Raw genomic sequence first — 11,124 nt, forward strand, 5'->3', positions numbered from 1 at the left:
GGAGCGAGAAGATGACGGGACGCATGGACAGGAGAAGGCTGCTGATGGCCGGCGGGTCGCTGGTGGCGGCCGGGGCCGTCGGCGGACTCACGCTGAACGGCTGCGACTTCAGCACGGATCCGGCGGGCGCCGGGGACACGGGACCGGTCGAGGGGCAGGGGCAGGCCCCCGAGCTGCAGCGGCTGGTCGACGAGGGGAAGCTGCCCGCGCTGTCGAAGCGGCTCCCGGCCGAGCCGCTCGTCGTCCGCCCCGTCGACCGGGCCGCGGCCTACGGCGGCACCTGGCGCAACGCGCTCATCGGCGCGGGCGACGCCGGCCGCCTCGGCTACGCCTTCGCGTACGAGAACCTGGTCCGCTGGGACCGGGACTGGAAGAAGATCATCCCCAACGTCGCCGAGTCGTTCAGCGAGAGCGAGGACGCCACGCGGGTGACGTTCCGGCTCCGCAAGGGCCTGAAGTGGTCCGACGGCGAGCCCTTCACCGCGGACGACATCGAGTTCGCCTTCCGGGATCTGATCATGAACAAGGAGATCATCCCGGACACGCCGGGCCAGTACACCGTCGGCGGCGGCCCGGCGAAGCTGCGCAAGATCGACGCGTACACCGTGGAGTTCACCTTCGCCGGCCCCAACGCCCTCTATCTGACGGGCATGGCCAACGAGGTCTACGACATGCTGACCCGGCTGCCCAAGCACTACCTCGGCCGGTTCCACCCCGACCACAGCCCGGACGCCGAGAAGGCGGCCACGGAGATGGACTACGCGGGCCCGATGGAACTGCTCCAGGACGCGCTCTACGCGGGCATGCTCTGGAAGGACCCGCGGCTGCCCCGGCTGCACGCCTGGCTGCCCGACGACGCCATCGGCGCCGGCACGCGCATGCGGTTCACCCGCAACCCGTACTACTTCAAGGTCGACCCGGAGGGCAACCAACTGCCCTACCTCGACGGCGTCGACTTCGCCATGGCCCAGGACGCGGAAGTGGTGCTGCTCAACGTGCTGCGCGGCGACATCGACATGATCGAGCGCAACGTCACCACCACCAAGAACAAGCCGGTGCTGGCCAAGGACCGGACGAAGGGGCACTACCGCTTCTTCGACCTGGCGTCCGACAAGCTCAACACCCTCACCATCATGCTCAACCTCACCTGCAAGGACGAGACGAAGCGGGAGGTCTTCGGCAACCGCGACTTCCGCATCGGCCTGTCCTACGCCATCGACCGCCGGAAGGTCATCAAGGCGGTGCACGCCCGGCAGGGCGAGCCCTGGCAGGTCGCCCCCGCGCGCGACTCCGGCTTCTTCGACGAGGAGATGGCCACGCAGTACACCGAGTACGACCCGGACAAGGCGAACGAGCACCTGGACCGCGCCGGTCTGCGGCGCGACGGCGACGGGCCGCGGCGCGGCCCGGACGGCGAGCCGGTCTCCTTCCGCATCCTGGTCAGCGCCGGGGCCGGGAAGCCCGAGCTGGCCGACGCACTGGAGATCATCAAGCCCATGTGGGAGGCCGTCGGCGTGCGGATGAGCGTGCAGGCCGAGGACGAGACCCTGCGCATGCAGCTCATCCAGGGCAACGGCCACGAGGCACTCGCCTGGGACGGGGACGGCGCCCTGGACCCGGTCAGCACCCCTGCCTTCTTCATGCCGGAGTGGGGCGAGAACAACGCCTTCTGCCCCGAGTGGTTCACCTGGCTGTCCACCGGGGGGCAGGAGGGCATCGAGCCGCCGGCCCACGCCAAGGAGCAGTACCGCCTCTACCACGAGGAGCTCGCGGCCGAGACGGACGGGAAGCGGCGCGCCGCGACGATGAAGCAGATCCTCGCCATCGCGAAGGAGCAGTTCTACACGATCGGGATCAGCACCCCGCTGCCCGGCTACGGCATCGTCGGCGAGACCTTCCGCAACGTGCCGGAGAAGAGCTTCTTCGCCGCCAAGTTCCCCATGCCGGGTGCCATGAACCCCGAGCAGTTCGCCATCGGCGCGTAACCGGCACACGGCTGACGGGACGGTCGAGCAGTGTTGAGCTACCTGGCACGTCGGTGCCTCTACATGATCCCCACGCTCTTCGGGATCTCCGTGGTGGCCTTCGCCATCATCCAGTTGCCCCCGGGCGACTTCCTGACCACCCTCGCCGCCCGGCTGGAGAACCAGGGCGATCGGATGGACGAGGCGCAGATGTCCGCGCTGCGCGAGCGTTACGGACTCGGCGAGCCGGTGTACGAGCAGTACGCGAAGTGGGTCTCCGCGATCGTGCTGCACGGCGACTTCGGGGAGTCCTTCGAGTACGGGAAGTCGGTGTCCAGCCTGGTCATGGACCGGCTGCCGCTGACCGTGGTGCTCGCGGTCTCGACCCTCCTGGCGACCTGGCTGCTGGCCTTCCCCGTCGGCCTGTACTCGGCGGTGCGCCAGTACTCGGCCGGTGACTACCTCGCCACCACGGTCGGGTTCCTGGGCCTCGCCATCCCCAACTTCATGATCGCGCTGGTCCTGATGTACCTGGGCCACAGCGTCTTCGGGATGAGCGTCGGCGGACTCTACTCGCCCGAGTACGAGGACGCGGCCTGGAACCTCGGCAAGTTCCTCGACCTCCTCAGCCACCTGTGGGTGCCCGTCCTGGTACTCGGCGCGGCGGGCACCGCGGGACTCGTGCGGGTGCTGCGCGCCAACCTGCTGGACGAGCTGCGCAAGCCGTACGTCGTCGCCGCCCGGGCGCGCGGCATGCCGGAGCGCAGGCTGGTCCTGAAGTATCCGCTGCGGGTCGCGCTCAACCCGTTCGTCTCCAACGTCGGCTACGTGCTGCCGGCGCTGGTGTCGGGCGAGGTCATCGTCTCCCAGGTGCTGTCGCTGCCCACCACCGGGCCGCTGCTGCTGGGCGCGCTGCGCAGCCAGGACATGTACCTGGCCAGCTCCATCATTCTCATCGTCAGCCTGCTGACCGTGATCGGCACCCTGCTCTCCGACGTACTGCTGGCCTGGCTGGACCCGCGGGTCCGGCTGGCCCAGGGATGAGGGACGACCATGCGCATACGCACCCGGCCCGCGCCGGCCGCGGCACCGGCCAGGCACGGCGCCTCCCAGTGGCGGCTCATCTGGCGCCGGTTCCGCAGGCACAAGCTCGCCATGGCCGGCCTGATCGTCACCCTCGCCTTCTACTTCGTCGCGCTGTTCGCGGAGTTCCTGGCGCCCTACGGCACGGACTACCTCGACGACGACTACCCGTACGCCCCGCCGCAGACGGTCCGGTTCGGCGGCGGCCTGCACGTCGACGGCTACACGACGACCGTGGACGCCGAGACGTACGAGCAGACCTTCACCACCGACCCGTCGGCGGAAGTCCCCATCGGCTTCTTCGTCAAGGGCGACGAGTACCACCTCTTCGGCCTCATCCCCTGGGACCGCCACCTCATCGGCCCCAAGGAGCCCGGCGCCGCGATGTTCCTGCTGGGCGCCGACCGCAACGGGCACGACCTGCTCTCCGAACTCATCCACGGCACCCGGGTCTCGATGACCATCGGACTGGTCGGCGTCGTGGTCGCGTTCCTGCTCGGCGTGACACTCGGCGGGATCTCCGGCTATCTGGGCGGCAGAACCGACACCGCGATCCAGCGGGTCGTCGAGTTCTTCATGTCCCTGCCCCACCTCCCGCTGTGGCTGGGCCTGGCGGCGGCCCTGCCACCCGACTGGGGGCCGCTGCGGCGGTACTTCGCCATCACCGTGGTGCTGGCCATGATCGGCTGGACCCATCTGGCCCGGGAGGTACGCGGCCGCTTCCTCGCCCTGCGCCAGGAGGAGTTCGTCACCGCGGCCCGCCTGGACGGCTGCACCCGGCGCCGGGTGATCTTCCGGCACCTGCTGCCGTCCACCAGCAGCCACCTCATCGCCCAGCTCTCGCTGTCCATCCCGGCGATGATCCTGGCCGAGACCGCGCTGAGCTTCCTCGGCCTGGGACTCCAGGCACCCGTCGTGAGCTGGGGCGTGCTGCTCCAGGACGCGCAGAACATCCGCGTGCTCTCCTCCGCCCCGTGGCTGATGCTCCCCGGCCTCGCCGTCGTCACCGCGGTACTGGCCCTCAACTTCGCCGGCGACGGGTTGCGCGACGCCGCGGACCCCTACAGGAAGTGACGGAACGAGACGATGGCCCCAGAACCGGACCCCCCGTTGCTCGACATCAGCGACCTGAAGACGCACTTCGACACCCAGGAGGGCACCGTCCGCGCCGTCGACGGGGTGAGCTTCACCGTTCCGCGCGGCAGGATCGTCTGCGTCGTGGGGGAGTCGGGCTGCGGCAAGAGCGTGACCGCGCGCTCCGTACTCGGCCTGGTCGAGGAGCCGGGCCGGATCGTCGGCGGCTCGATCCGCTTCCACGCCGAACGGCCCGCGGACTCCGCAGCCGCCGCGGACGGCGAACGCCCCGCGGACGGCGCTGCGGCCGGGGACACCGCGCGGCCCCGGTCCGTCGACCTGGCCGCCCTCGATCCGCGGGGCGAGGAGATCCGCGCCGTCCGCGGCGGCCGGATCGCGATGGTCTTCCAGGAGCCGATGGCCGCCCTGTCGCCCATGTACACCGTCGGCGACCAGCTCGTCGAGGCCATCCGGCTGCACCTGCCGCTGAGCCGGGAGGCGGCCCGCGCGCGGGCCGTGCACCTGCTGGAGCGGGTCGGCATCCCCGGCGCCGAAGGGCGCATGGACGCGTACTCCTTCCAGCTCTCCGGCGGCATGTGCCAGCGCGTGATGATCGCCATCGCGCTCTCCTGCGACCCCGAGCTGCTCATCGCCGACGAGCCGACCACCGCGCTCGACGTCACCACCCAGGCCCGCATCCTGGACCTGCTGACCGAGATCCAGAAGGACTCCGGCATGTCGGTCCTCTTCATCACCCACGACCTCGGCGTGGTCGCCGAGATCGCCGACGAGGTGGTGGTGATGTACCTCGGCACGGTGGTCGAGCAGGGCCCCGTGGACGCCATCTTCCACGACCCCGCCCACCCCTACACCCGGGCCCTCCTCGGCTCCGTACCCCGCATGGGCGCCGGGGCCCGGCAGCGGCTGGCCTCCATCCGCGGGAACGTCCCGCATCCTTCCGAGCGCCCCGCCGGCTGCCCGTTCCACCCGCGCTGCGCGAGCGCGGTCGCCGGGGTGTGCGATACGGCGGAGCCGCCCGAGACGGCGCTGTCCGGGGACCGCAGGGTCCGCTGCGTGCTGCACGGCGGCGCCTCGCCGGCCGTACCCGCGGCGGCCACGGCCGAAGGAGCCCAGGCATGACCGACACCGTGCTCCCGGACACCGCCGCGGCCGCGCGCACGGCCCCGGTCCTCGAAGTCCGCGGCCTGCGCACCCACTTCCCCGTCAAGCGCGGCTTCCTCGGCCGCACCGTCGGCCACGTCCGCGCCGTCGACGGCGTCGACCTCTCCGTCCGGCCCGGTGAAACCCTGGGCCTGGTGGGGGAGTCGGGCTGCGGGAAGACCACCCTGGGCCGCAGCGTCGCCCGTATCCTCCAGCCCACCTCGGGCCGGATCTCCTACCGGCCGGAGGCGGGCGCGGAGCCGGTGGACGTCGCCGCCCTGTCCGGCCGCGGGCTGCGCGCGTACCAGCGGCAGGTCCGGGTCGTCTTCCAGGACCCCTTCTCCTCGCTCAACCCCCGGATGACGCTGCTGCAGATCGTCGGCGAGCCGCTGCGCTCGTACGGCATCGCCACCGGGGCGGAGCTGGAGGACCGGGTGGCGGCGATGCTCACCCGCGTCGGGCTGTCGCCGAAGTACCTGCACCGCTACCCGCACGCGTTCTCCGGCGGCGAGCGGCAGCGCGTCAGCATCGCCCGCGCCCTGATCGTGGACCCGAAGCTGGTCGTCGCCGACGAGCCGGTCTCCGCGCTCGACGTGTCCGTCCGCGCCCAGATCCTGAACCTGCTCCGCGACCTCCAGGACGAGTACGCCCTGACCTACCTGTTCATCTCCCACGACCTGTCGGTGGTGGAGAGCGTGTGCGACCGGGTCGCCGTGATGTATCTCGGCAGGATCGCCGAACTGGCCGAGACGGACGAGCTGTACGCCCGCCCCCGCCACCCCTACACCGAGGCACTGCTGTCCGCGGTGCCCCGCCCCGACCCGCGGCTGCGCGGCAGCGCCCGCCGTATCCGGCTCTCCGACGACCTGCCCGACCCGGCGCACCCGCCGGCCGGCTGCTCCTTCCGGACCCGCTGCCGCTTCGCCCGCCCCGGCCTCTGCGACGTCCCGGAAAAGCCGCCCGAGCCGGTCCCGGCCACCGGCGGCGCCGGCACCGGACACCGGGTCGCCTGCCACCTCGCCGACGAACTCACGCTGACCGGAGTCCACGAAACCCCTGGAGCGACCGCATGACCGACAGGACCGCCACGGAGCCCACCACCGCAGCACTGCGGGGCCTCGTCGGCAAGCTCACCCTGGAGCAGAAGGCACGGCTGCTCACCGGCGCCGACAACTGGGCCCTGCACGCCGAGCCCGCCGTCGGCCTGCGCCGGATCGTCCTGTCCGACGGGCCCAGCGGGGTGCGCGGCGAGAGCTGGGACGGCCGCTTCACGGCGCTCAACCTGCCCTCCGCCACCGCCCTGGCCGCCTCCTGGGACCCCCGGATCGCCTACCGCTACGGCGCGATCATCGCCTGCGAGGCCCGCCGCATGGGCGTCGACGTCGTCCTCGGCCCCACCACCCGGCCGGCGACGTCGACCGGCCGCCGCGCTGGCTCGCCGGGTACGCGACCGTGACGGCAGGACCGGGGCAGACCTCCACCGCCGACCTGCGGATCCCGGCCCGCGCGTTCCAGCACTGGGACGGCGCCTGGCGCACAGAACCGGGCGACTACCAGGTGCACCTCGGCTTCAGCTCGGCGGATCTCGCGGTCACCGGGACCGTACGGATCCGCTGAGACCACCCCCGACCGGGAGGAGGACCGCGACCGCATCGGCACCACCCCCCACCGAACCTTCGTTCCCAGGAGAGCCGCATGCACAGAAAAGCACGAAAACTCCTGCTCGCCCTGCTCGCCGCGGTGGCGGTGCTCGTCACCGTCATCGCCCCGGGACAGGCCACCGCCGGACCGGCGCCCGAAAGCGCCGCGCCCGCGGGCGCCGCACCCGAGGCGGCCGTGCCGTGGCTGAAGACCGAGGGCAACCGCATCAAGGACGCGGCGGGCAACCCCGTCACGCTGCGCGGCGTATCGATGATCGGGCCGCGCCACAACAACGAGTGCAGCGCATGCAACCCCAAGCCGATGTCGGAGCTCGTCAACCGGGCCACCGACCCCGCCCTGGGCTGGTACTCCAAGGTGATCCGGCTGCCCGTCACCGAATGGGCGCCCAACGACTCGCTCAGCCTGGAGGAGAACTTCCGCCAGCACATCGACCCGTACGTCCAGCAGGCCGTCGCCCGCGGCGTCTACATCATCGTGGACCTGCACAAGGTGCAGGACTACGGCGGCACGAGCGGCATGCCGCAACAGCGCGTCCTGGACTTCTGGTCGTACGTCGCACCGAAGTACAAGGACATCCCGAACGTCATCTTCGAGGTCTACAACGAGCCCATCAACCCCGACTCCTGGGCGACCTGGAAGAGCTACATCCAGCCCGTCGTGAACAAGGTCCGCGCCGCCGCCCCGAAGAACCTCATCCTCATGGGCGGCCCGCAGTGGAGCACGCGCGTCAACCAGGCCGCCGCCGACCCCGTGAGCGGCGGGAACATCGCGTACGTCTACCACCTCTACCCCAACCAGGGCGCGGCGACCGCCGCCAATCTCGACGCGAAGTTCGGCAACGCCGCGAAGAAGATCCCGGTGATCCTCACCGAGTTCGGCTGGAACCCCGAAGGCCCCTGGTCCGACCCGGTCACCAAGGGCACCACGTCGGGCTGGGGCACGCCGCTGCGCCAGTACCTGGACGCACGCCCGGAGATCAGTTGGGTCGCGTGGGCCTACAGCAACTACTGGAAGCCCATGATGTACGACCACGACTGGAACCTGCTCGGCGGTGAGCACCAGGGCCAGTTCATCAAGCAGTGGCTGGCCGACAAGAAGACCGCCAACCAGCCCGCGCAGGGCTGATCCCGGCACACAGGCTCCGCCGCCCCCGGCGGCGGAGCCCGCCCGGCGGGAGGCCCGGGGCCGGGCCCTCCGCCGGGACGCGACCCCCGAAAAATCCCAAGGCCCTTTCCGCCGTGCGCTGTTACGGTTGAGTCCGCCGCGAAGCGAAGCCCGGGGTTACTTCCCATTCACCGGATAACGAGCCCCCGGGCGACCGGTACTCGCAGCATTCTTCGGGGATTTCGACAACTGGATACGGGTGACCGGCGAAGCGCAGTGCGGAGATACTTCGTTTCGAGAACGAGGAGGTTGCAGGTTCGAATCCTGTCGCCCGCCTGACCGCGGGTGTAGCTCAACGGCAGAGCACCTGTGCTTCGCACGTCTCGTACTCGCCGGTCTCCCGTGTCCGGCTGCCGCCCCCCGCTGCCGGTCGCTTTGCGGCCGGGTCGACAATTGCAAACGGCACCGCGAAGCGCAGTGTGGGCCTACTTCCACTCTCCATGGGGAGGTCGCGGGTTCGAATCCCGTCGTCGGCTTCTGGCCGGCGTAGCTCAGCGGCCAGAGCACCACGTAGCTCACGCGACTGGTACTCGCGGTGCCTGTGCAATTCTGTCCGTCGGCCCGGAATCCTTTTCTCCAGCCTCGGGAGACCGCGATGGGAAAGTTCACCTCCGCGCGCACCGGCCCCGGCTCGCCGGTGACCACGACCGGCACGACCGACACCTTCGAGGGCGGCGCCGGCTTCACCCGGGACGCCAAGAGCGACCTTTTCCTGTTCGCCGCGGTCAACATGGTCGGCGAGGGCGCCTTCTACGAGGGCACGGGGGAGCGGGACCGGCGGTTCCGCGACCTCGTGCATGCCGCGACGAAGCAGGACCCGGACTGGGTCGCCGCCTTCGTGCCGTACCTGCGCGGTGAGATGAACATGCGCTCGGCGGCGATCGTGATGGCCGCGGAGTCCGCGCTCGCCCGTCGCGGCGGCACCGGCCCCGAAGCGGCCGTCCCGGTCCGGAAGATGGTCGCCTCCGCGATGCTCCGCGCCGACGAGCCGGCCGAGTTCATCGCCTACTGGAAGCAGCGCACCGGCAAGGCGACCCTGCCCGGCGGCGTGCAGCGCGGCATCGGCGATGCCGCCGCGCGGCTGTTCACCGAGCGGGCCGCCCTGAAGTACGACGGGGCCAACGCGCGGTGGCGCCTGGCCGACGTCGTGACCCTGGCCAAGCCCACTCCGGCGGCGCCGTGGCAGGCCGACCTGTTCGACTACCTCGCCGACCGCCGCTGGAAGCGGGACACGGTGCGCGTCACCGAGCGCCTGCCCGTGCTCTCGGCGTACCGGGCCGCGGCGGCCATGCCGCGGGCCGAGCGCCGGGCGTGGTTCCTCGCGGACCCCGGCCGGCTGCGGGAGGCGGGCATGACCTGGGAGGAGCTGTCGTCCCTCGGGCCGATGGACGCCGCGGCGTGGACGGCGATCATCCCGCACATGGGGCTGATGGCGCTCTGCCGCAACCTGCGGAACTTCGACGAGGCCGGCGTGCCCGACGAGGTCGCCGCACAGGTGGCCGCGAAGCTGTCGGACCCGGACCAGGTGCGCCGCTCGCGGCAGTTCCCGTACCGGTTCCTGTCCGCGTACCGGGCGGCGCCGTCGCTGCGCTGGGGCCACGCCCTGGAGCAGGCGCTGGCGGCGTCGACGGCGAACATCCCGGCCCTGCCGGGGCGCACCCTCGTCCTCGTCGACACCTCCGCGTCGATGCAGTACCGGGTGTCGGCGAAGAGCCAGGTGCGGCATGTCGACATCGGCGCGCTGTTCGGCACCGCGCTCGCCGCCCGGGGCTGCGACGTCGACCTGGTCGGCTTCGCCGACGGCGTGTTCCGGCACCCGCAGGCGAAGGGCGGCAGCGTGCTGCGGCAGACGGAGGAGTTCTGCAAGCGCATCGGCGAGGTCGGCCACGGCACCGAGACCGTCGCCGCGCTGCGCGGGACGTACGACGGCCACGACCGCGTCGTGATCGTCTCGGACATGCAGGCGTTCGCGTACCCGGGCCGCGGCCTGCGCCGCAGGACGTCGGTGTCGGAGGCGATCCCGGCCGGGGTGCCGATGTTCGGCGTCGACACCACCGGCTACGGCAAGGCGTCGATCGACACCGCCCGGCCGCACCGGTACGAGATCGCCGGCGTCGGCGACGCCCTGTTCCGCATGATCGACCTCCTCAGCCGCGACCGCACCACCGGCTGGCCCTGGGAGAACTGACCGCACGACGAGAAGCCCCCGTCGCCTCCGGGCGGCGGGGGCCTCTCCCGCTGTCCGAAGGCGCGCCGCTGACGCACGGGAGTCCCCGTGCGACCCCACGAGGCCCGGTCCGCTCGTCACGGCGCCCGGCCAGGTGATCCCCGGCTGCCGGGTCGCGTGTCGGGCAACGCCCCCGCGCGGGGCCGGGAGAACCTCGGGTCACCAGGCCGCGGGCGCGGCTCTCTCCCCTTCTCCTCATCGGAATTGCCGTGCGCGGAAGACCACCAGCGGGCAGCATCGGAAGGGCGCCATGAATCTGAAGATCACGCTTGACCGCGTCCAGTGCTTCGAGACCGAAGACGAGAGCGGAGCCGACGACTTCTACGTTGCGGGTGCCGCGGTGGCGGGGGGAAAGACCCAGACGGTTCTGACCACTCCCATGGAGATCAAGGACGGTCAGGATCTGGCGTTCCCGTCCGACCAGCGCGTGGTCTTCGACGGCTCCGTCGCGGATGCGGATACGCTCCACCTCGGGCTCGCCGCGTACGACCAAGACGGCAAGGGCGACTGGAAGAAGCGCGGGGACGCGGTCAGCAAGATCACCACCGCGGTGAAGGCGTTGCCCCTCCCGTCGGGCTCACTGCTCGTATCCACCGCCTCCAAGGCGGCGGATGCCGTCTTCGGCAGACTCGACTCCGACGACAAACTGGGGCAGCTCACCCTGGACGTCCGGGTCAAGGACCTGAAGCCGGGTGCCGGCCGGAAGTGGTCATGCAGCCGGGACTCGGGCGGGGCCTCCTCCTGGCGGTACGAGGTGTCCTACACGATCGAGAAGGCGTGAGGGCCTGC

Annotated in this window: 10 protein-coding genes; all 10 read left to right on the forward strand. The window is 71.2% G+C overall.

The genetic code is table 11. The annotated features are described in order from the left end of the window. Positions 1-11 precede the first annotated feature (11 nt). Positions 12-1,985 carry an ABC transporter substrate-binding protein gene (locus ACFYVJ_RS27725; protein WP_388896857.1) on the forward strand — a complete coding sequence of 658 codons (1,974 nt, stop codon included), beginning with the start codon at positions 12-14 and terminating at the stop codon, positions 1,983-1,985. 30 nt (positions 1,986-2,015) lie between these two features. Beyond that, positions 2,016-3,008, forward strand: coding sequence for an ABC transporter permease (locus ACFYVJ_RS27730; RefSeq protein WP_388896860.1), 993 nt, complete (start codon positions 2,016-2,018; stop codon positions 3,006-3,008). 9 nt (positions 3,009-3,017) lie between these two features. Continuing rightward, entirely contained in the window at positions 3,018-4,121 is a 1,104-nt protein-coding gene (locus tag ACFYVJ_RS27735) for an ABC transporter permease subunit (protein ID WP_388896863.1), read from the forward strand. Between the two features lie 12 nt (positions 4,122-4,133). Continuing rightward, positions 4,134-5,261 (forward strand): ABC transporter ATP-binding protein, encoded by a 1,128-nt coding sequence (locus ACFYVJ_RS27740; protein ID WP_388896866.1) that lies wholly within the window; start codon positions 4,134-4,136, stop codon positions 5,259-5,261. Next, on the forward strand, positions 5,258-6,355 hold the full coding sequence (locus ACFYVJ_RS27745) for an ABC transporter ATP-binding protein (protein ID WP_388896869.1): 1,098 nt from the start codon (positions 5,258-5,260) through the stop codon (positions 6,353-6,355). Before ACFYVJ_RS27740 ends, ACFYVJ_RS27745 begins: the two co-directional genes overlap by 4 nt. Further along, positions 6,352-6,738 (forward strand): hypothetical protein, encoded by a 387-nt coding sequence (locus ACFYVJ_RS27750; protein WP_388896872.1) that lies wholly within the window; start codon positions 6,352-6,354, stop codon positions 6,736-6,738. The genes ACFYVJ_RS27745 and ACFYVJ_RS27750 overlap by 4 nt, the downstream gene beginning before the upstream one ends. Then, positions 6,735-6,899, forward strand: a complete 165-nt coding sequence (locus ACFYVJ_RS27755) for a fibronectin type III-like domain-contianing protein (protein WP_388896874.1) — start codon at positions 6,735-6,737, stop codon at positions 6,897-6,899. The genes ACFYVJ_RS27750 and ACFYVJ_RS27755 overlap by 4 nt, the downstream gene beginning before the upstream one ends. 78 nt (positions 6,900-6,977) lie before the next feature. After that, a complete protein-coding gene (locus ACFYVJ_RS27760) occupies positions 6,978-8,069 on the forward strand; it encodes a glycoside hydrolase family 5 protein (protein ID WP_388896877.1) in 1,092 nt (363 codons plus the stop codon). 634 nt (positions 8,070-8,703) lie between these two features. Then, entirely contained in the window at positions 8,704-10,296 is a 1,593-nt protein-coding gene (locus ACFYVJ_RS27765) for a TROVE domain-containing protein (RefSeq protein ID WP_388896880.1), read from the forward strand. Between the two features lie 289 nt (positions 10,297-10,585). Next, on the forward strand, positions 10,586-11,116 hold the full coding sequence (locus tag ACFYVJ_RS27770; RefSeq protein ID WP_388896882.1) for a hypothetical protein: 531 nt from the start codon (positions 10,586-10,588) through the stop codon (positions 11,114-11,116). Positions 11,117-11,124 lie beyond the last annotated feature (8 nt).

The organism is Streptomyces sp. NPDC004134 (assembly GCF_042874195.1).
GTDB lineage: Bacteria > Actinomycetota > Actinomycetes > Streptomycetales > Streptomycetaceae > Streptomyces.

Excerpts from the sequence above, each read along its gene's own strand:
- ACFYVJ_RS27725 (WP_388896857.1), top strand. The coding sequence starts at position 12 with ATGACGGGACGCATGGACAGGAGAAGGCTGCTGATGGCCGGCGGGTCG.
- ACFYVJ_RS27735 (WP_388896863.1), top strand. The coding sequence starts at position 3,018 with ATGCGCATACGCACCCGGCCCGCGCCGGCCGCGGCACCGGCCAGGCAC.
- ACFYVJ_RS27740 (WP_388896866.1), top strand. The coding sequence starts at position 4,134 with ATGGCCCCAGAACCGGACCCCCCGTTGCTCGACATCAGCGACCTGAAG.
- ACFYVJ_RS27745 (WP_388896869.1), top strand. The coding sequence starts at position 5,258 with ATGACCGACACCGTGCTCCCGGACACCGCCGCGGCCGCGCGCACGGCC.
- ACFYVJ_RS27750 (WP_388896872.1), top strand. The coding sequence starts at position 6,352 with ATGACCGACAGGACCGCCACGGAGCCCACCACCGCAGCACTGCGGGGC.
- ACFYVJ_RS27760 (WP_388896877.1), top strand. The coding sequence starts at position 6,978 with ATGCACAGAAAAGCACGAAAACTCCTGCTCGCCCTGCTCGCCGCGGTG.
- ACFYVJ_RS27765 (WP_388896880.1), top strand. The coding sequence starts at position 8,704 with ATGGGAAAGTTCACCTCCGCGCGCACCGGCCCCGGCTCGCCGGTGACC.
- ACFYVJ_RS27770 (WP_388896882.1), top strand. The coding sequence starts at position 10,586 with ATGAATCTGAAGATCACGCTTGACCGCGTCCAGTGCTTCGAGACCGAA.